At 61.5% G+C, this 20,404-nt stretch carries 17 protein-coding genes and 1 other RNA gene; 11 read left to right on the forward strand and 7 right to left on the reverse strand.

Annotated features, from left to right (window positions below; all coding sequences use genetic code 11):
• Positions 1-41 precede the first annotated feature (41 nt).
• Entirely contained in the window at positions 42-2,015 is a 1,974-nt protein-coding gene (gene tkt, locus AC1DV9_RS21300; protein ID WP_477949937.1) for a transketolase, read from the reverse strand.
• A 342-nt stretch (positions 2,016-2,357) separates the two neighbouring features.
• Here tkt and AC1DV9_RS21305 point away from each other — a divergent pair, with 342 nt between their 5' ends.
• The 3 genes from AC1DV9_RS21305 to ssrS all read left to right on the forward strand — a co-directional run bounded on the left by AC1DV9_RS21305 (position 2,358) and on the right by ssrS (position 3,243).
• Positions 2,358-2,633, forward strand: coding sequence for a DUF4164 domain-containing protein (locus tag AC1DV9_RS21305; protein WP_112385709.1), 276 nt, complete (start codon positions 2,358-2,360; stop codon positions 2,631-2,633).
• Positions 2,634-2,646: 13 nt separating this feature from the next.
• Positions 2,647-3,024 (forward strand): cell division protein ZapA, encoded by a 378-nt coding sequence (locus tag AC1DV9_RS21310; RefSeq protein WP_112385469.1) that lies wholly within the window; start codon positions 2,647-2,649, stop codon positions 3,022-3,024.
• A gap of 60 nt (positions 3,025-3,084) precedes the next feature.
• A non-coding RNA gene (ssrS, locus tag AC1DV9_RS21315) (6S RNA) lies at positions 3,085-3,243 on the forward strand.
• A 9-nt stretch (positions 3,244-3,252) separates the two neighbouring features.
• On the opposite strand, the gene AC1DV9_RS21320 is transcribed toward ssrS, so the two are convergent.
• On the reverse strand, positions 3,253-3,405 hold the full coding sequence (locus AC1DV9_RS21320; protein WP_162698732.1) for a hypothetical protein: 153 nt from the start codon (positions 3,403-3,405) through the stop codon (positions 3,253-3,255).
• A gap of 85 nt (positions 3,406-3,490) precedes the next feature.
• Here AC1DV9_RS21320 and AC1DV9_RS21325 point away from each other — a divergent pair, with 85 nt between their 5' ends.
• Positions 3,491-4,411 carry a LysR substrate-binding domain-containing protein gene (locus AC1DV9_RS21325; protein ID WP_477949938.1) on the forward strand — a complete coding sequence of 307 codons (921 nt, stop codon included), beginning with the start codon at positions 3,491-3,493 and terminating at the stop codon, positions 4,409-4,411.
• A 4-nt stretch (positions 4,412-4,415) separates the two neighbouring features.
• Here AC1DV9_RS21325 and AC1DV9_RS21330 read toward each other — a convergent pair whose 3' ends face one another.
• A complete protein-coding gene (locus tag AC1DV9_RS21330) occupies positions 4,416-4,817 on the reverse strand; it encodes a hypothetical protein (protein WP_477949939.1) in 402 nt (133 codons plus the stop codon).
• Positions 4,818-5,093: 276 nt separating this feature from the next.
• On the opposite strand from AC1DV9_RS21330, the gene AC1DV9_RS21335 reads away from it, so the two are divergent.
• Positions 5,094-6,287, forward strand: coding sequence for an MFS transporter (locus tag AC1DV9_RS21335; protein WP_477949940.1), 1,194 nt, complete (start codon positions 5,094-5,096; stop codon positions 6,285-6,287).
• A 38-nt stretch (positions 6,288-6,325) separates the two neighbouring features.
• Here the strand turns inward: AC1DV9_RS21335 and AC1DV9_RS21340 are convergent, their stop codons facing one another.
• Entirely contained in the window at positions 6,326-6,652 is a 327-nt protein-coding gene (locus tag AC1DV9_RS21340) for an ArsR/SmtB family transcription factor (protein ID WP_112385466.1), read from the reverse strand.
• Between the two features lie 56 nt (positions 6,653-6,708).
• On the opposite strand from AC1DV9_RS21340, the gene AC1DV9_RS21345 reads away from it, so the two are divergent.
• Both AC1DV9_RS21345 and AC1DV9_RS21350 read left to right on the forward strand, forming a co-directional pair.
• Positions 6,709-7,203 (forward strand): SRPBCC domain-containing protein, encoded by a 495-nt coding sequence (locus tag AC1DV9_RS21345; protein ID WP_477949941.1) that lies wholly within the window; start codon positions 6,709-6,711, stop codon positions 7,201-7,203.
• Positions 7,200-7,574, forward strand: coding sequence for a VOC family protein (locus tag AC1DV9_RS21350; protein WP_112538697.1), 375 nt, complete (start codon positions 7,200-7,202; stop codon positions 7,572-7,574). The genes AC1DV9_RS21345 and AC1DV9_RS21350 overlap by 4 nt, the downstream gene beginning before the upstream one ends.
• A gap of 1 nt (position 7,575) precedes the next feature.
• On the opposite strand, the gene AC1DV9_RS21355 is transcribed toward AC1DV9_RS21350, so the two are convergent.
• Genes AC1DV9_RS21355 through AC1DV9_RS21365 form a run of 3 tightly spaced genes read right to left on the reverse strand, consistent with a single transcriptional unit; the run spans position 7,576 to position 12,371 of the window.
• On the reverse strand, positions 7,576-9,744 hold the full coding sequence (locus AC1DV9_RS21355; RefSeq protein ID WP_477949942.1) for a glycosyltransferase family 2 protein: 2,169 nt from the start codon (positions 9,742-9,744) through the stop codon (positions 7,576-7,578).
• On the reverse strand, positions 9,729-11,018 hold the full coding sequence (locus tag AC1DV9_RS21360) for a YyaL domain-containing protein (protein ID WP_112518030.1): 1,290 nt from the start codon (positions 11,016-11,018) through the stop codon (positions 9,729-9,731). The genes AC1DV9_RS21355 and AC1DV9_RS21360 overlap by 16 nt, the downstream gene beginning before the upstream one ends.
• A 54-nt stretch (positions 11,019-11,072) precedes the next feature.
• Entirely contained in the window at positions 11,073-12,371 is a 1,299-nt protein-coding gene (locus AC1DV9_RS21365) for an HlyD family secretion protein (protein WP_442210124.1), read from the reverse strand.
• 579 nt (positions 12,372-12,950) lie between these two features.
• On the opposite strand from AC1DV9_RS21365, the gene gnd reads away from it, so the two are divergent.
• The 4 genes from gnd (at position 12,951) to AC1DV9_RS21385 (ending at position 20,395) form a co-directional block, all read left to right on the forward strand.
• Positions 12,951-13,970, forward strand: coding sequence for a phosphogluconate dehydrogenase (NAD(+)-dependent, decarboxylating) (gene gnd, locus AC1DV9_RS21370; protein WP_112385460.1), 1,020 nt, complete (start codon positions 12,951-12,953; stop codon positions 13,968-13,970).
• An 89-nt stretch (positions 13,971-14,059) separates the two neighbouring features.
• Positions 14,060-16,213: a mechanosensitive ion channel family protein gene (locus AC1DV9_RS21375; RefSeq protein ID WP_477950040.1), complete on the forward strand. Its 2,154-nt coding sequence runs from the start codon at positions 14,060-14,062 to the stop codon at positions 16,211-16,213.
• A 202-nt stretch (positions 16,214-16,415) separates the two neighbouring features.
• Positions 16,416-19,019 carry a bifunctional lysylphosphatidylglycerol flippase/synthetase MprF gene (mprF, locus tag AC1DV9_RS21380; RefSeq protein ID WP_477949943.1) on the forward strand — a complete coding sequence of 868 codons (2,604 nt, stop codon included), beginning with the start codon at positions 16,416-16,418 and terminating at the stop codon, positions 19,017-19,019.
• Complete coding sequence (locus tag AC1DV9_RS21385; protein ID WP_477949944.1) at positions 19,016-20,395, forward strand: virulence factor family protein; 1,380 nt, start codon at positions 19,016-19,018, stop codon at positions 20,393-20,395. The genes mprF and AC1DV9_RS21385 overlap by 4 nt, the downstream gene beginning before the upstream one ends.
• Positions 20,396-20,404 lie beyond the last annotated feature (9 nt).

Below are 20,404 nucleotides of genomic sequence, written 5' to 3' on the forward strand. Positions count from 1 at the left end.
TGCGGATGGAGTGGAGAGCGCCGGAGCGCTCTCCCTGAAACTCAGAGCTTTGCTTCTGCGGCAGCGACGACGGCGTCTGCCGTGATGCCGAAATGCTTGAAGACGTCCTTGGCCGGGCCGGAAGCGCCGAAGCTCTTCATGCCGATGAAGGTGCCTTCCGGACCGATGAACGCATCCCAGCCTTCGCGAACGGCGGCTTCGACGGCGATCTTGACCGGCGAGTTGCCGAGCACTTCCTTGCGGTAGGCATCCGGCTGTTCGAAGAACAGTTCGGTGCAGGGCACGGAAACGACGCGGACGGAAACGCCCTTAGCTTCGAGCGTGGCGCGGGCGGCAACGGCGAGTTCGACTTCAGAGCCCGAAGCGAAGATCGTCACCTTGGCGTCGGCCTTGCCAGCGAGCGTATAGGCGCCCTTGGTCGTCAGGTTTTCTTCAGAATATTCGGTACGAACCGTCGTCAGGTTCTGACGGGTCAGCGCCAGCGCGGTCGGGCGGTTCTTCGTCTTCAGCGCGATCTGCCAGGCTTCCGCCGTCTCGGTGACGTCGGCCGGACGGAAGACCAGCAGGTTCGGAACGGCGCGCAGGCTCGGCACCTGTTCGACCGGCTGGTGGGTCGGGCCGTCTTCGCCGACGCCGATCGAGTCATGCGTCAGGACGTGGACGAGGCGGATGCCCATCAGAGCGGCGAGGCGGATCGGCGGACGGCAATAGTCCGAGAAGATCATGAAGCCGCCGCCATAGGGGATCAGGCCGCCGTGCAACGAGATGCCGTTCATGGCAGAGGCCATGCCGTGTTCGCGGATACCCCAGTGCATGTAGCGGCCGGAGAAATCCGTTGGCGTGATCGAGACCATCTGGCTGGTCTTGGTGTTGTTCGAAGGCGTCAGGTCGGCGGAGCCGCCGAGCGTTTCCGGCAGAAGGCCGTTGATCACTTCAAGCACGTCCTCGGACGCCTTGCGGGTCGCGACTGTCGGCTTGGTCTCGACGATTTTCTTCTTCAGGTCGCTGATCGCAGCATCGAAGCCTTCAGGCAGGTCACCAGCGAAGCGGCGGCTGAATTCGGCGTTGTGAGCCGACTTTGCGAGGCCAGCTTCCCACGACTTGACCAGATCGACCGAGCGGGCACCAGCGGTGCGCCATGCGTCGAGAACGTCGGCCGGGATGACGAAAGGTTCGGCTTCCCAGTTCAGAGCCTTGCGGGTAGCGGCGATTTCCTCGGCACCGACCGGGTTGCCGTGAACCTTGTGGCTGCCCTGCTTGTTCGGAGCGCCGAAGCCGATGATCGTCTTGCAGGCGATGAAGGTCGGGCGGTCGGACTTGTGGGCGGCTTCGATGGCAGCGGCGATTGCCGCCTGGTCGTGACCGTCGACTTCGATCGTGTTCCAGTGAACCGCCTTGAAGCGCATGATCTGGTCGGTCGAGTCAGACAGGGAGACGGCGCCGTCGATGGTGATCGAGTTGTTATCCCAGAAGAGGATCAGCTTGTTCAGCTTCAGGTGACCGGCAAGCGCGATCGCTTCATGGCTGATGCCTTCCATCAAGCAGCCGTCGCCGTTGATGACGTAGGTGTAGTGGTCCTGCAGGTCGGAACCGAATTCCTCGCGCAGCTTGCGCTCGGCGATCGCCATGCCGACGGCATTGGCAATACCCTGGCCGAGCGGGCCGGTGGTCGTTTCGATGCCGGTCGCGTGGCCGTATTCAGGATGGCCGGCGGTCTTCGAACCGAGCTGGCGGAACTGCTTCAGGTCCTCGATCGTCATGTCCGGATAGCCGGTTAGATAGAGGAGCGAATAGAGAAGCATCGAGCCGTGGCCTGCGGAGAGGACAAACCGGTCGCGGTTCGGCCAATGCGGCTTCTTCGGGTCGAAGCGGAGATACTTGCTGAAGAGGACAGTGGCGACATCAGCCATGCCCATCGGCATGCCCGGATGGCCGGAATTAGCCTTTTCGACTGCATCCATGGCGAGGAAGCGGATCGCATTTGCCATCCGGTCGTGTTGTTCAGGAGAGGTCATGGCTATTCCACGGGTTCCGGGTGTCGGGGGATGGCCTCGAGCCTTCTGAAGACCATCGATGAGAGCGGGGTGACACATAGCAGTTGGAACGGCCAAGTCAATAAATTGCGGGCCGAATCCGGGACGGGTGCGACGATTTTTAACATTTGACCATCAAATTTTACAAAAGACCAATTCACTGCAAAGACTGGGACTATTTCAGTCATCCACAGAATAGGGCCGGTGCCCCCATGCCGCCTTTATTGACGGGCAGTTGGCGAGCTGCATATCCTCTTGAAAACACTGAACCGGCACCGCTTGCCGATTCGAATGGTCTTCTGCGGGAACACCGGACTTAAGACAATGACGCCGACAGGCAACGCCATGGAAGCAGCGCTCAACGAGCTCAAACAGGCCATCTCAGGCCTGGAGAACGCCGTCGACATGCGCATCGAACGCCAGCGCGAGCAGGGCGATATCGAGGGCGAGGTACGACGCGTTCATGCCGACCGCTCGAAACTGGCGCAGGAGCTGGATCAGGCGGAATTCCGGGCGAACCGTCTGGAAGAGGTCAATCGCGAGGTCTCCCGCAGGCTTGTAACGGCGATGGAAACCATCCGCGCGGTTCTGGACCGGTAAAGGAAGCAGCGACATGGCGCAGGTGACTGTTACGATCGACGGCAAGGCCTATCGCATGGCCTGCGAGGAAGGCCAGGAAGGCCATCTGACGGATCTCGCCAACCGCTTCGACGGCTATGTCGGCCATCTCAAGGGCCAGTTCGGCGAAATCGGCGATCTCAGGATCACTGTCATGGCCGGTATCATGGTGATGGACGAGATTGCCGAACTCACGCGCCGGGTGGCGGGTCTCGAGGCGGAACTCGACGGTCTGCGAAGCAATCGCGATACGGTACTTGCCGCGACCTCGCGCACCGAGGAGACGCTGGCATCGGCGCTTGGCGAAGTTACCAGCCGCCTGCGCAGCATCACCGAAAAGCTGAACGGCCGGACGCCTGCCGAGCTGAATTAATTCGCCGAAACACTGTCTTCTGCCACTGGCGCGGCCTCGAGAACGCCCTTATATATTGAAGGCGATCTGCGCCTCTCGACAGGAATCACAATCCCTGGGGCCATACTCGATCCAACGGGAGCTGTCCCTGACCAGGCTCGTGGGCCTGGACATATGGCGCCCACCTACGTTTGTAGGCACCCAGGATCGTAAACATCCACCGGTTGCCGCGGATCGCACTTTTCCCCTTCACAGTTTCCCTTCCCCGATTGCCACGTCCTTCTTCAGGTGAGCGCTTAGGTCGTTGGCCTTGGCGGGGCGGGGCGGTTTGGCCGCCGATTTGGCCCGATATGGCTGAACCAAGCGCAGCAAGATATTCAGAAATTTCATGGAAACGGTCATGGTCTTTCCTTCCATGACGCCAATTTACTGCTGTGGAGTAGCGCAGTATAATGAAACTCCCTCCGCTCAATGGTGAAGGATTTTCATGCCAAATCGCGTTCTGCCGCCTGTCGCCACATTGCAGGCCTTCTGCGCCATTGCGGAAACCGGCGGCTTTGCCAAAGCGGCGGAGCGGCTGGGTCTTACGCAGACGGCAGTCAGCCACCAGATCGCGCAGCTCGAAGGCTGGCTTGGCGGACGGCTTTTCGACCGCGGGCGGCATGGGGCCAGGCTGTCGGCTCTCGGAGCGAAGCTTCATCCGGACATTTCTGCGGCAATGACCGCACTGGAGACGGCGCTGCATCAGGGCCGTGCGGCAAGCCTCGATCCCTCGCTGGTCATTGCCACGACACCCGAATTTTCCAGCCAATGGCTGGCGCCACGTCTGGAGGCCTTCTGCCGCCGTTATCCGAAGATTGAGGTGCGCACCGCGGTCACCTATCAGCGCCCCGATTTCACCAGCGTCGATCTGGCGATCTGGCTTGGGCATGGCGGCTCAGAGCTTGTGACCGAATCCTTATTGCTCGACGACGAATTCGTGGTGTGTGCGCCGGAAGTCTCCGCGCGGCTTCCGAGCCGGGGTGCGGTTCGTGCGGCACCTCTGCTTGCCTATCGCGGCATGCGCCATACGGTTCTCGATTGGCAGCGATGGTTCGAGCAGGTTGGCGGCGACCTGAATTCGCAGGAGCTGGCCGGTTTCGATATTGGCGAAGCGGTGCGGGAAGCAGAGGTCTTCGATACATTCGAGGAGATGCTGGAAGCCTGCGGCCGGGGCGAAGGCTTTGCGCTCGTTCGAAGTTCGCTGGTGGATGCAGATATTCAGTCGGGAAAATTGGTGCGCTGTTTCGTCGAACAGCAGCCGGCGGCATTGAATTATGCGATGCTTTATCCGGCGGGCGCCCTGGAAAAAACGTCAGTCGCGCTCTTCAGGCAGTGGCTGCTCCGCCAGACAGGGCCGCAGCAATAAGTTCTTACTCGGCTGCAGCCAGATAGATGGTGTTTTGCGAGGAGGCGGCGAGCGCCTGGACTCTTGCTTCGGCCTTGGCGATCAGCTGGTAGAACTCGTCCTGTGCATCGACATCGAGCTGGATGACGGCGTTGACGTCCTCCGGGGTATCGCAGACGCAGGCAACAGCCGATATCGGACAGATGCCGCCCGGATAGCGCTTTCCACTGCCGGTATAGGCGCGGCGGCCCCAGCGCTCGGAGAAAACGGTCTCTTCGCGATCCAGATTCAGAATCGTGCCCTTGCAGGCCGTGACGATCGCGGCCTTGCCGTAAGCGAACCAGTGATAGTTCAGCTTGCGCAGGATATATTTGCCAGTGATGTCTTCTCCGGCCAGTTCGGCGGGATCTTGAATCATTCTGATCATAACGGCGTCCTCGAAGTTGCCTTCAATATCCGGTATGTCGGTTTCCGCTGCAAGTCGAAAAACATCAGGTTTTGTATAGACTTAGTCACAAACTATTTCCAATTTTTACAAACGGACGGCTGTTGCGCATACCGGAGCGAGTTTGATTTGGTGAATTGAATTCATAAGTGTTGGGATTTTCACCCGGATTATCGTCGCAATGGCGGTCGCCCATATTGTGAGCCGAACAAGAATTTGCCGCGCCTGTCAGATGCGGCTTTCACATCGGATCTCATTATGCCCCTTGCACTTTTTGCTTTGACGATCGCGGCCTACGCGATCGGAACCACCGAATTCGTCATCGTCGGCCTGCTGCCAACCGTTGCCGATGACCTTCACATCACGCTGCCGCTCGCCGGCCTGATCGTCAGCGTCTATGCCCTCGGCGTCACTTTCGGTGCGCCCATCCTGACGGCGCTCACCGGGCGGATCGAGCGCAAGCCGCTGCTGCTCGGGCTGATGGCGCTGTTTGTCCTTGGCAACGCGATGGCCGCGCTCAGCCCCGGCTACCTGCCGCTGCTGGTGGCCCGTGTGCTGTCGGCCTTTGCCCATGGCGTATTCTTCTCGGTCGGCTCGACGATCGCCGCCGGTCTGGTTCCCGAAAATCGCCGCGCCTCGGCCATCGCCATGATGTTCATGGGGCTGACGGTGGCAATTGTCACCGGCGTGCCGCTCGGCACGTTCATCGGCCAGACTTTCGGCTGGCGCGCGACATTCGCAGCCGTTGCCGGGCTGGGCGTCATCGCCTTGATTGCGATTGCCGTCCTGCTGCCATCGACGCTGACGAAGGCCGAACCGGCGACGCTGCGCCAGCAGGCCGGCGTCCTCGGTAGCGGGCGCCTGCTGATGGTGTTCGGAATGACGGCGCTCGGATATGGCGGCACCTTCGTGGCCTTCACCTTCCTGGCCTCGATCCTGCAGGAGGTCACCGGCTTCTCGGCTTCCTCAGTTAGCCTCATCCTGGTGCTCTACGGCCTGGCGATCGCTGCCGGCAACATCGTCGGCGGGCGGATCGCCAATCGGGATCCGGTGCGGGCGCTGACCTGGCTCTTCGTTGCCCAGGCCGCGGTTCTGGTGCTCTTCAGCTTCACGGCCGTCTCTCCCTGGCTGACGATCCCGACGCTGGTGGCGCTCGGCTTCCTCTCCTTCGCCAATGTGCCGGGCCTGCAGCTCTATGTCGTTCAGCTTGCCAAGCAGGTCCGCCCGGCAGCTGTCGATGTGGCCTCGGCGCTGAACATCGCCGCCTTCAACCTCGGGATTGCCGCAGGCGCCTGGATCGGCGGCCTGGTCGTCGAGTCGCCGCTTGGCCTGCAGGCGACACCGTGGGTCGGCGCCATTCTGGTCGTTGGTGCGCTGCTTCTGACGCTGAAGAGTGCGGCTCTCGACCGGCGGGTGGTTCCGGAGGCGGAGCCCATGCGCAGGGCGGCCTGAACGGTCATGCAATCAACGGGCGCTTCGGCGCCCGTTTTCTATTGCGCTTCAAGATCGCTCTTCAGCCGGTCGATGATCGAAAGAGCGTGCCCGGCATAGGCGCTGATCCAGCGGTCGTAGATATGTTTGATCGGCAGGCTGTTGAGGTGGTTCCAGCGTTCGCGGCCCTCCTTCTTCGCGATCACCAGACCGGATTCCTCCAGAACCTTCAGATGCTGCATCACCGTGCAGCGGTCCATATCCGGAAAATTTTCGCAGAGCATGCCGGTCGTGCGCGGTCCGTCCTTCAAAAGGTCGAGGATCTCGCGGCGCCGGAAATGGGCGAGGGCCTTGAAGACAGGGTCGTTTTCCGATTCGCTTGACATGTTATGTTTTTATAACATAATGACGCCGATCACAATGGAAAAGAGGAGGAAATGCCATGTCCCTCGGTATTCGTGTCGGAGGCCGGATCGGCCGCCCTGCCGCGGAGGTTTTCGATGCGGTGGTCAATCCGAAAAAGCTCTCGGGCTATTTCACGACGGTCGGCGGCGCGAGCGCGCCGCTCGTCAAGGGGACGACGGTGACCTGGTGGAAGGACGCGCCGGTTGAGGTGGTCGATCTGGTGCCGGAGAGCCTGATCGTGCTGCGCTGGGACGGCGGAACGGATGCGGACAAGGTCCGCTACAAGACGACGGTCGAAATGAAGTTCGAGGCGCTTGAGGATGGCGGCACGATGGTGACCATCTCCGAAGACGGCTGGCACGAAGACGAAGCCGGACGGCGCGGCACCTATCTCAATTGCGAGGGCTGGGCCAACATGCTGTGCTGCATGAAGGCCTTCGTCGAACACGGCATCAATCTGCGCGACGGCATGTTCCTCAGCGAGATGCGCGGCGAGCCGGCCGAAGCGCCTGACTATGAGGCGCGGACATGAGCGCGGCTTTCGAGGGCGGCGTCGATGTCGCGATGAAGGTGCCGCCGCACCAATATCAGCCCGTTTTGAATTTTTACCGTGATGTCGTCGGACTGAAGGAAATCGGCAATGAGGGTACGCGCGGCTTCGAACTCGGACCGATCCGGCTTTGGATCGACGAGAGCCCGGGCATGAGTCAGGCGGAACTCTGGCTGGAGCTCTTCACGCCGGATTTCGGCCAGGCCGCAGAGCATCTTCGCCAGGCTGGGGTGACGCGCTGCGATGCCATCGAACCGCTCGGCGAGAGTTTTCGCGGCGGCTGGATCCTCAATCCAGCCGGCATCGTCCATATGGTGCGGGAGCCGGATACCTGGGAACCGCCCTCGGAGTGACCTATTCGGCCGCGGGCGGCAGCAATCCCTGGCCCGGCGCCGGCAATGCCCTTGATCCGCTCGCCAGGATGCCGCCCGGCGACGGGCGCCATCTGGAGCGGCGTACGGAGACGGTGTTGGCCGCCATCCGCGTCTGGCCGGAATAGGCGGACGGCTTCTGGAACATGCGGCTGAAGAGGGCGCGGAGCGCTGCCAGCGGATAGGCCCGGCCCGGCATTGCTTCCGGCATCTCGCTGTAGAGCCGCTGGATCATCTTGCGCCGGACGACCGCCGGATGGGCGTGGATATCCTCGCTTTCGCGCCGTTCCTTCACCGCGACGACGGAGACGGTGAAGGACGACCGGTTCTGATCGATGCGGTCGATGCGTCCGGCGACGTCGAAGCCGGGGAAGGGCGAAAAGAGAAGCAGATCGCCGACACCGGCATTCATGCCGATACGCGGTTGCTGCAGGCTGATTTCCGCCTGTGTCAGAGACAGGCTATCGACGGTGCAGGGCAGGGCTTGGCCGTTGCAGGTCATCGCCGTCTTGCGTCCGACCGGAAACTTGATGGCATCCAGCGGCTCGCGCGGCAGCTCGATGCAGACGAGCATCGAGACGAAGGCATAGACCATCACCACCATGCCCCAAGCGACGCTGAAGCTGTCGAGGCCGCTGTAATTGCTGAGAAGCGGTCCGTTCAGCATACCTGTGAAGGTGAGGATGATGATCAGCGCGAAGGTGGTGGCGATCGGATAGAGGATATCGACGCGGGTGCGGTCCTCGCCCTTCGCCGTCACCTTGAATGGCCGTCCGAAGGGGTGGGCGATAGCGTGGCAGATGGCGATGGTGATCGGAATGGCCGAGACCATCTGCGAGACCTCGGTGAACAACGGCAGGCTGCGCCAGCCGGAGACCCAGGCGTGGAAGGTCCACATCGCGCCGACCATCGGCAGCGCATAAAGGAAGAAGGCTTCGGGCTCCATCAGGATGGCCGGCAGGCCGAGGAAGTAGAAGAGGATCGGCGCCGCCATCAGAAGCAGCATGAACGGCCGGCAGAACCAGAACAGCAATCCGTGGAAATAATGCAGCCGCTGCATCAGCGTATAGCCGCGGCCGAAGAACGGGCCGTCGCGCAGAAGCGCGACCTGGATGGTGCCGAGGCACCAGCGGCAGCGCTGGGTGATGTAGCCTGACAGGCTTTCGGCGGAGAGGCCGACGCTGAGGCGTTCGTTCAGCCAGCGGGTGCGCAATCCCTTTTGCATCAGGCGGTAGGTGAGATGAATGTCTTCGGTTACGGTCTCCTCGGGCATGCCCCCGATCAGCTCCAGCGCATCGCGCCTTACAACGCAGGATGTGCCGACGCAGAAGGCCGCGCCCCAGCCGTCCTTCGACGGCTGCATGACGTCGAAGAAGATGCGCTGGTCATCGACCCAGGCCTTGGACGCCAGCAGGTTATGCTGCACCGGGTCGGCGTTGTAATAGAATTGCGGGGTCTGGATCAGGCCGATCTCGGGATCGACGAACTGGCCGATGATGCGCTTAAGGATCGGCCGCTGCGGCGCGAAGTCGGCATCGAGGATCAGGATGAAGGGGGCGTTGGTGATCTGCTTCGACCAGCGGATGGCATTGTTGATGTTGCCGCCCTTGGCGCCCTTGTTGTCGTCGCGCGTCAGATAGCGCACGCCGAGCTCGCCGCAGTAGTCGCGCAGCCATTCGCGCCGCCCGTCGTCGAGGATCCAGATGGTGAAGTTGCCGTAGTCGATCGCCTTGGCGGCCAGGATCGTCCGCTCCAGAATGGTGACATCCTCGTTGTAGGTGCAGATGAAGACGTCGACCGCCGGTGGCTTTCCCATGCGCGAGATCATCGCCTCGCTGGTATCGGCTGCTCCCGTATGGTCGGTTCGACGGAAGAAGAAGACGATCGACAGCAGTGTGTAGAGGATGACCACGGCCTCGAAAGCCAGGTAGATGCGCGGCCAGATCGCGTAGGCGCTCCAGTCGAAAGCTGGCAGCGTCGTCGTCAGCCGGAAATAGACGTAGTTCGCAAGCATCAGGATCAGGATGGTGCCGAAGACGGCGCGGTCCTTGCTCCTGTTGCTGTCGAGCAGCAGTGCGCAGCCCAGAATGAGGGCAAGCGTCACCAGCGAGAAGAGGATGGCATCCGAGAGGGTGACTACTTCTGGGGACATGGCTTTTCCTCGTTCTTGGCCGCAAAGGAATCTGCATTGAAGGGGTTGAGCCTGAGCGCCGCGAGCACGGCCCATCCCGTCGCCCCGACATGGGGCAGGCGATAATATTTGAAGTCGCCGGGCTCGGAGTTCGGCCCGACCTGCAGCCCGGTGGTCAGCTGCTCATCGACGGTGGCGTAGATCAGTTTCTCGGGTGAGATCTGGGCCGATATGGTCTGGAACAGCGGCTCCGCCTTCTGCGCATCGCCGACCATCTGATAGATCAGCGCCGCCTGCGCGGTGCCTTCCAGCCATATGCCGTCGCGATCGTCGTTGAAGTCGAAGCCTCCTGGAACGCCGTGATTGGCCTCGGTCCATTCGAGCACTTGCGGTGCCTTGGCGGCAAAATCCTTGACGGCGATCAGCGGCCACAGCTCGGCATCGAGACCGGACATGTTGACGTTGGGCGCGTTGCTGTCCGGCACGCTGCCGATATAGAAACGGCCCTCTGCCTTGTTCCACATGGCGTCGAGGAAGTCCTTGGCGCTCTCGCCGTCGTGCTCCCAGTCGCCGGCCTCGTCGATTGTCGCCAGCCAATGATCGGCAGCGTAGATATCGAGATTGTGCTCGGTGGATTTCCAGGTCATCCGGTCAGGCGTCGGCTCGTGGCCGAAGAAGCCGCCGAAATAGCCGGGGTTCTTGGGGTCGGCAGTCGAGCGGTGGATGAAGTCCATGATCTTGCGGGCGCCGTCGAGATAGGCGGTCTGGCTGGTTTCGGAATAGGCGGCGAGCAGGCCGAGCGCGCCCCAGGCGGTGCTCCCGGTCGCACTGCCGACCTGATAGCCGTCCTCGATCCAGGAATTGCTGGCCGTGCTCCAGTAGCCGGGAAGCAACATGCCGTCCTTGCCTGTTATGACCGGCCCGGAGCGATAGGCGTTGCGCAGCCGTCCGTCGTGATAGTGGCGGTCGGTTTCCAGCGCCAGCACCAGCGCATCGGCGACGCGTTTGGCCTCCTTGGCGCGGCCGCAGCCATAGAGCGCCATCATCGCCAGCGCGTTGTCATAGGTGAAGCCGGTATTGTCGAGCGCCGGGTGCAGTTTCGATCCGCCGTTTGCCGGTTCGAAACTTCGAAAGACAAAAGCCTGCTCCGGTTCACCCGTCATCAGCGCGGCAAGGCCGTCGCAGAGCGTGCAGGCCAGTTCGTCATGTTTGCCTGCGGCCGCAGCAGGCGGTGGACTGAAGGCGAATGCCGCCATGGCGAGCATCGCCGCTAGGAACGTTCTACGCAAAACCATATCAAAGTCTTCCCTGTTATCGCCGCTCGATAACGTGAAGCGAAAGCGCGCTTGTTACTGCTGGAGGCTCGCCATCTTGTGGCCCTTGTCGAAAAAGGCCGACGCGGAGAGCAGGCCGTCCGCCTCTGACAATTTGTCGACGGCCATTTTCGAATAGCGGGTGAGGCGCGCGACGACGGTCTCTCCAAGCGAGACAATCACGTCCTCACCGACATTGCATCCAAAGAACTTGTCGTTGTTCGGCTGTCCGGCAGCGGTCAGCTCGACAGGATCGTCATCGACCTTGACGAGGACATAGACCTCGTCGCCCTCGGCCTTCGGAAACTTGGCGAAATAGCGGTTCTGCTGGCCACTGTCGAAGTAGCGGACGATCTTGTAGACGTGGCCGCTTTTCTTGACGCCGAGCGAGCGGAAATTGACCATCGCCGGCGTGCCGATATCGAGGGAGGAGACGTCGCGGCTTCTGTAGACCGCCGCAGCGAACGCCTCGGTGCAGTCGAGAGACTTGGCGACCGCCTGGCCCTGCATGACGAAATCGCCGAAGGAGGCGTCGACGCTGACGACCTGGCCGTGATGGTCGGCGACCACCTCGGCTGCTCCCGATTTGCCAAGCCGGCCTTCCTCGCGGTTGATCAGTTTCTCGACCTGCGCCTTGCGCTCGGTCATCTGGTTGATCTCGATATTGTCCTCGGCGATGTCGCCGGCGAGCTTGGTGCGCTGCATTTCCAGCGTCAGCAGGTTGGCTGCGACCGTGCCGCCCGTATAGATGTCGCGGCTGACCAGCGACTGGACGATCTCGTTGCGCTTCAGTTCGCCGCGGGCTGCATCGAGCTCGCCCTGGGCGGCATTGCGTTTCTGGCGCTGCGGCTCGACACTCGCTTCGGAGGTCATCCCCTTCTTCAAAAGCACGGTGGCGCGCTGCAGCAGTGCATCCTGCTCGGCAAGCCGCGCCTCGTAGATCGAGACGTTCGATTGGGCGTTGCTGATGACGGCGCCAAGTTCGCTCAGAACCCCGTCCTTCACATCCGATATCTGCGCCTTGACCTTGCTCAGCTGGTCATTGCGCTCGGCAACCACGTTGATCGTGTTGTTGAGCTTTTCTGTCAGGTCGAGCTTCTCAAGCCGGAGACCGGTGAGAGACGTCTGATCCTGATTGGGATTGGAGACGGTTGCCGTCACGTCGCCGAGATTGACCACCTGGCCGACCTGAAGCGAAATCTTGTCGACGCGGCCGTAGATCGGTGAGGCGATCATCTGCACGGGGGCGTTGATCACCGCCTTCGGCGAAACGACGAAGAACTGGTTGGGTACCATCGACATGCCGATGGTGAAGAGCAGCAGGAATGCGAACAAATACCCAGCGATCCGCGAAGCAGACAGTATTCGTACGTCTTTTGGATGAATATTAATTGGTGTGGCCTTCATAGTCTTCAATCCTGAACTGACAAATCATAGATCGAAATTGAAGGGCACTTCCCCCGTTGTTTTTTTATTTAGTTGTTAATCAAAAAGTACCATCGAGATTTCGCCAAGGCAACTGCTCACCAAGTGCAAAATTTTGCGGGACAGTGTTGTGACGAAGATGAGCGGTAAGTTAAGAATATGAAAAGAAACGGATTAATCAGCTTTATTTCGGGCATAGAAAATTTTCGTGACTGCTTTGATTGGCCGCTTGAAAGCATCCGCCGGTAACTGCGGCATGCTGCAATGCAACTGCCATACGTCTTTGCCGCCGGGCTCCGGGCGGCTCTTTTACTGAGTTTTTCACTCCGATTTTAACAGGGCCACACCCTTTGCGCGAAACGTTTCGCGGCATGAAAGCAAGGTGGCGAGGATCTCATCTCCCGAATGTGACAGAGACTTCGCTTGCCTGCGGCGGCATGAGTGCTAATTTCCGGAATCATATCGATTAGATTCCCAGGAGAATATAAAATGCAGCTTGGCATGGTAGGTTTGGGCCGTATGGGCAACTACATGGTCCAGCGCTTGATGCGGGATGGCCATGAATGCGTGGTCTATGACGCGAAGCCGGAAAGTGTTGCCGACCTGACGGGCAAGGGCGCCACCGGAGCCAGCTCGCTGGAGGAGTTCGTCTCGAAGCTGTCGCGTCCGCGCGCCATTTGGCTGATGCTGCCGGCTGCCATTACCGACAAGGTGATCGCCCAGCTTCTGCCGCTGCTGCATGATGACGACATCATCATCGACGGCGGTAACTCCTATTATCATGACGACATCCGCCGCGGCGCGGAGCTCATCACCAAGGGCATCCATTATGTGGATGTCGGCACCAGCGGCGGCGTCTTCGGCCTCGAACGCGGCTATTGCCTGATGATCGGCGGCGAAAAGGGCATCGTTCAGTCGCTGTCGCCGATCTTTGCATCGCTGGCGCCTGGCGTCGGCGACGTGAAGCCGTCGGAAAACCGCACCGCTGGCGAACACAGCACGGCCGAGCAGGGCTATCTGCATTGCGGTCCGCATGGCGCCGGCCATTTCGTGAAGATGGTCCACAACGGCATAGAATACGGCCTGATGGCCGCCTATGCCGAAGGCTTCAACATTCTGAAGAATGCCAATATCGGCGCGGCGACGCATGAAGCCGATGCCGAGACGGCGCCGCTCGCACATCCGGAACATTACCGCTACGACTTCAATCTGCAGGATGTTTCGGAAGTCTGGCGCCGCGGCAGCGTCATCACCTCCTGGCTGCTCGACCTGACCTCGGATGCGCTGCATGCCGATCCGGCTCTGGCGAAATATGCCGGCCGCGTCTCCGATTCCGGCGAGGGACGATGGACGATCATGGCGGCAATCGACGAAAGCGTTCCGACGCCGGTGCTGAGTGCTGCGCTCTACGGCCGCTTCTCGTCGCGCGACCAGGACGAGTTCGCCAACAAGGTGCTCTCGGCGATGCGTGCCGGCTTCGGCGGTCACGTCGAGAAGCCGAAGGCGTAAAGCCCAACAGGTGCTCATATATTCTTGAAGACCCGCGCTTTCCGAGCGCGGGTTTTTTCGTGCCCATTGCCTATGGCATCGCAAGCGATATGGTTGATTCCAGTCATACCGGAGGGCGTCGGGTGTTGGGTTCAAGGTTCGTGAGGGGGAGCCTCTGGGCTTGCCTGTTTTCGTTGACGATTTTTCTCGGCACTTCCGATGGCGCATACGCGCAGACCGCGCCGGCGCCACCCGCAGCCGATGCCGCCACGCCGCCCGACAAGGTGCGGCAGATGATGCAGCTGATGCAGGCGCCCGAGGTGCAGACATGGATGGCATCGCAGATGAAGATGGCGCCCGCGGCGGCGGCCGATGACGGCGGACAGATGTCGGTGCTGTCAGACCTGCTCGCCCATGCGCGCCACCATGTCGAGATGGTCTCGGATGCGGCCATGGAACTGCCAGAAGAGGTCGAGGCGGCCGATGGCATTGTCGATCGCGAGGTCGAGCCGACAGGGCCTGGCTGGATCGCCGTTCAGGGGCTGACACTGTTGCTGATCGGCACTTTGGCCGAACTGCTGTTTCGCGCCGCGACGCCGCGGCCGCGCGTCCGCCGCTCCGATGTTGAGGAGCCTGCCGCGCTGCATCACGCTGGCGCCAATCTCTTCTATCGCGTCATCCCGGCCATCGTGTTTGCCATGGCGACGATCGTGCCGCTGGTTGCCTTCAGCTGGCCGCCGGTGAGCCAGGCGATCGCGATTGCCGTTGCGATCGCGCTGATCGCGACCCGCTTCACCATTTCCATCGGCCGGATGCTGGTCGTGCTGGTGACGCTGCCGCGCGCCGACGGCGAGCGCGATATTTCCCGCGCCAAGGCGCTGTACTGGTTCCGGCGCTCGGCCATATTCGCCATCTACTTCGCCTTCGGCTGGGTGGTGATCCAGATCATGGAGCCGCTCGGCTTTTCAGTCGGTTCCCGCTTGTTCGTCGCCTACATCCTCGGGATCGGGCTTTTCCTGATCGCTGTCGAGGCGGTCTGGTCGCGCCCCAGCGATGGCATCAGGCACAGTACGGCAGCAGCCTGGTTTCTGACGATCTACTTCCTCGCGCTCTGGCTCCTGTGGGTTACCGGCTTCATGCTGCTGCTCTGGCTCGGCATCTATGCCCTGCTTCTGCCCAAGGTGCTGCGTGTCGCGACGGCTGCGGTCCGTTCGCTGCATCAGGCGGAAGCGGGTTTTCTCGCCAACCGCCGGATGGCGACCGTGCTGCTGGACCGCGGCGTTCGCGCCATCATCATCGCGGCAGCGGCGGTCTGGATGGGGCGGATCATGGGCTTTGCGGCAGACAGAATGGCGGCGGGCGACACCATGGTCGATCGCATCACTCGCGGCGCCATTGGCGGCATCGTCATCCTGCTTGCGGCCGATCTGCTCTGGCATATCGTCAAAGCCTATATCAACGGCAAGCTTATCGATTCGCCGCTCGACGCTTCGGCCTCGGACGAGGAGAAAGCCAGACGGGCCCGGCTGCAGACGTTGCTGCCGATCTTCCGCAATATCTTCGCGGTGGTCATCGCCGTTATTGCCGTTTTGATGGTCCTGTCCGGTCTGGGCATCGAGATCGGGCCGCTGATTGCCGGCGCCGGTGTCGTCGGTGTCGCGGTCGGCTTTGGCGCGCAGACCATCGTCAAGGACGTGATCAGCGGCATGTTCTATCTCTGGGACGATGCTTTCCGTGTCGGTGAATATATCGAGAGCGGCAGCCACAAGGGGGTGGTCGAGGCCTTCAGCCTGCGCTCCGTGAAGCTGCGCCATCACCGCGGACCGCTGACGACCGTTCCCTTCGGCGAGCTCGGCGCTGTCAAGAACCTCAACCGTGACTGGACGATCGATAAGATCAGCCTCAACGTCACCTATGACACCGATCTGGTGAAGGCCAAGAAGGTCGTCAAGCAGATCGGTCAGCAACTGCTCGACAATCCCGATTTCGGCCCGCACATCATCGAGACGCTGAAGATGAAGGGCGTCGAGCAGTTCGGAGAATTCGCGATCGAGATCCGGCTGTCGATGATGACCAAGCCGGGGGAGCAGTTCGTCATCCGTCGCAATGCGCTGGCGATGATCCGCAACGCCTTCAAGGAAAACGGCATCGAGTTCGCGGTGCCGACGGTGCAGGTTTCCGGCGACGGGCGGGACCATGAGGCGATGGCCGCTGCCGCACGCTATGCGGCCCAGGCACGGGCAGGCGGCGAACCTGCCGCCTGAGGGTGGAGCGGGTGCGACGGAATGCTACAAAAGCGCTGTGGAGGACTATGTCACCCAGCGCTAATTTTGCCCCAATTCAGGCCGATGAGGCGCGCTTGGCGGTAGCGGGGTAGCGCTGTCGGGGGCCGATAGAGCTTGCCTGCAGCATATGCTAGTTCTTTGCCGAACGACTCACGCCAAGCTGGCAGTCGGCAGGGGTAAAATGGCGAATCAAGGCAGTCTGGAAGAAATGGAAAGCGAGGAAGCCGGTGGCTTTCGGGGCTTTATCCGGCGTTACCGCACGCAGCTTGTCGCCGCAGCGACGCTTATCCTGTTTTGCATGGTCGGTTATGCGATCATGCAGCTTACCAACGAAGTCCGCTATGACGACGTCGTCCAGGCGCTTGCCGACACGCGCGTCAGCTCGATCCTGCTGGCCTTGCTCTTTACCGGCCTCAGCTTCTTCGCGCTGATCTTCTACGATCTCAATGCGATCGAATACATCGGCAAGAAGCTGCCCTTTCCGCATGTCGCACTGACGGCGTTCAGCGCCTATGCGGTCGGCAATACGGCGGGCTTCGGCGCGCTCAGCGGTGGCGCTATCCGCTACCGCGCCTATTCGCGCCTCGGCTTGACGCCCGAGGATATCGGCCGAGTCATCGCCTTCGTCACACTGTCCTTCGGTCTCGGTCTTGCCAGCGTCGCGGCGATCGCGCTGATGATCATCGCCGATGAAATCGGGCCGCTGATCAATACCAATGCGCTGCTGCTGCGGATCATCGCCGGGGCGATCCTGGCGGGTCTCGGCGTCATGGTCTATCTCGGGCGTGATGGCCGGGCGGTCGCTCTCGGCCCGATCGCCGTCCGCCTGCCGGATTCGCGTACCTGGTCGCGGCAGTTCCTAGTCACCGCCTTCGATATCGCCGCGTCGGCCACCGTGCTTTATGTGCTGCTGCCGCAGACGGCGATCAGCTGGCCGGTCTTCCTGGCGGTCTATGCGATTGCCGTCGGCCTCGGCGTTCTCAGCCATGTTCCGGCCGGTCTCGGCGTCTTTGAGACTGTCATCATCGCCTCGCTCGGTAGCGCGGTGAATATCGATGCAGTTCTTGGCTCGCTGGTCCTCTACCGACTGATCTATCACGTCCTGCCGCTGTTGATCGCCGTTCTGGCAGTGTCCTTGACCGAGCTTCGCCGGTTCGTCGACCATCCGGCCGCTTCCAGCATCCGCCGCATCGGTGGGCGTCTGACGCCACAGCTGTTGTCGGCCTTTGCGCTGATCCTCGGCGTCATGCTGATCTTCTCGAGCGTCACGCCGACGCCGGACGAGAATCTCGAATTCCTCGCCAATTATCTGCCGCTGCCGATCGTCGAAGGTGCCCACTTTCTGTCGAGCCTGCTCGGTCTGGCGCTCGTGGTTGCCGCTCGGGGTCTTGGCCAGCGTCTCGATGGCGCATGGTTGGTATCGGTGGTATCCGCCGTTCTGGCGCTCACCCTGTCGCTGCTGAAGGCGATTGCGCTGGTCGAAGCGATCTTCCTCGCGATCCTGATCTTTAGCCTGTTCGTCAGCCGCCGACTGTTCACGCGCCACGCCTCGCTCTTGAACCAGACGCTGACGGCCGCCTGGCTCATGGCGATTGCGGTCATCTGTGTCGGCGCCGTCGTTATCCTGCTCTTCGTCTATCGCGACGTCGAATACAGTAACGAGCTCTGGTGGCAGTTCGAATTCGCGGCTGAAGCACCGCGCGGTCTGCGCGCCGTGCTTGGGATCACCATCATCTCCTCGGCGATCGCCATTTTCAGCCTGCTGCGTCCGGCGGCCTTCCGCCCGGAACCGGCAAGCGACGAGGCGCTGCAGCGCGCCGTCGATATCGTCAAGGCGCAGGATTATGCCGACGCCAATCTGGTGCGCATGGCCGACAAGAGCATCATGTTCTCCGAGAAGGGCGATGCCTTCATCATGTATGGCCGCCAGGGGCGCTCATGGATCGCGCTGTTCGATCCGGTCGGCGAGCGGCATGCCATTCCGGAGCTCGTCTGGAGCTTCGTCGAGGCGGCGCGGGCTGCCGGATGCCGCGCGGTCTTCTACCAGATTTCGCCGGCGCTACTGTCCCATTGTGCCGACGCGGGTCTGCGCGCCTTCAAGCTGGGCGAGCTCGCCGTCGCCGATCTCGGCGCCTTCGAGATGAAGGGCGGCAAGTGGGCGAACCTGCGCCAGACGGCCAGCCGCGCCCAGCGCGATGGCCTGAGCTTCGAGGTCATACCCGCCGAAGACGTGCCTGCCATTCTCACCGATCTGGCCGCGGTTTCCAGCTCCTGGCTTGAAGACCATAATGCCAAGGAGAAGGGTTTCTCGCTCGGCGCCTTCGAGCCTGACTATGTCAATTCGCAGCCGGTCGGCGTGTTGAAGAAGGACGGCAAGATCGTCGCCTTCGCCAATATCCTCGTCACCGAAACTAAATCGGAAGGCACGATCGACCTGATGCGCTTCTCGCCAGAGGCACCAAAGGGGTCGATGGACTTTCTATTCGTGCAGATCATGGAATATCTGCGCGAGGAGGGATACCGCCACTTCAACCTCGGCATGGCACCGCTCTCGGGCATGTCGAAGCGCGAAACGGCGCCCGTCTGGGACCGCATCGGCAGCACCGTTTTCGAACACGGCGAGCGCTTCTACAATTTCAAAGGCCTTCGGGCATTCAAATCAAAGTTTCATCCGCACTGGCAACCGCGCTATCTTGCGGTTTCCGGAGGGGGCAATCCGATGATCGCGTTGATGGACGCGACCTTTCTCATCGGTGGCGGATTGAAGGGAGTCGTCAGGAAATGATCAGAAAATATATCCTCGCCGCAGCATGCGCCACGGCGCTTGCGTTTCCGGCCTATGCCGCCGACGAGAGCACGCAGGACTTCGAAACCGGGCTCATCCCATCTCCGCACATCTTTCTGCCGAAGGGTGATGTGAAGGGCGCGGTGATGCTGATTTCGGACGCCGCCGGCTGGGGCGACAACGAAAAGGCCGAGACGGATAAGCTGGTGGATGCCGGTGCCGTGGTGATCGGCGTCGACTTTCCGTCCTACATAGATGCTCTGCGCAAATACGATGCCAGTGACAATGACGGCTGCATCTACCTGGTCTCCGACATCGAGGCGTTGAGCCAGCAGGTTCAGCGCGCCGCCGGCAACAGCGCCTATCATCTGCCTATCATCGCCGGTGTCGGCGAGGGCGGCGCCCTGGCGCTGGCGATTGCCGCGCAGACGCCGGATGCGACGATCGGCCAGACGCTGGCGATCGATCCCGCGGCAGGCATTCCGCTGACGCAGCAGCTCTGCACGCCGGCCAGCAAGAAGACCGTTGGCGACCGGATGATCTATGGCCTGACCGAGGGCAATCTGCCGGATCCCGTCGTGGTGGCCCTGACGTCGAATGCACCGAAGGATGGGCGCGAGCATGTTGCGGAGCTGAAGAAGACGCATCCGGCGATCGATGTCCGCGATGCCGATGACGACGCGCAGACGACGCTGTCCGATACGCTCGACGACATGATCGACGCGTCCGGCAATGCCGACAATCCGCTCGGCCTGCCGCTTGCCGTGCTCGATGCCAAGCCGGCGATGGATACGATGGCGATCGTCTATTCCGGCGATGGCGGCTGGCGGGATATCGACAAGGAAGTTGGCAGCAAGCTGCAGAAGGAGGGGATTCCCGTCGTCGGCATCGACTCGCTGCATTACTTCTGGTCGGAACGGAAGCCGCAGGAGACCGCCGACGATCTCGGCAAGATCATCGACCTCTACCGGAAGCAGTGGAAGGTCAAGCATGTGCTTCTGATCGGCTACTCGTTCGGTGCCGACGTGGTGCCGGCAACCTACAAGCTGCTGAAACCGGCCGAGAAGGCGTCGATCGTCCAGATCTCGCTGCTGTCGCTGTCGCATGAGGTTGACTACGTGATCTCCGTCATGGGTTGGCTCGGCCAGAAGACCGACGGGGCCGGTGGCGATCCGGTCGCGGATCTGAAGGACGTCGATCCGAAGCTGATCCAGTGCATCTACGGCAAGGAAGACGATGATGAAGTCGCCTGCCCGGATCTCAAGCAGAGCGGCGCTGCCGTCGTTGAACTCGCCGGCGACCACCACTTCGACGAAAACTACGATCTGCTGACCAAGACCATCGTCGATGCGCTGAAGTCGCGCCTGAACGATTGAGCCCGGCTT

It is taken from the genome of Rhizobium sp. 01L410, assembly GCF_056400165.1.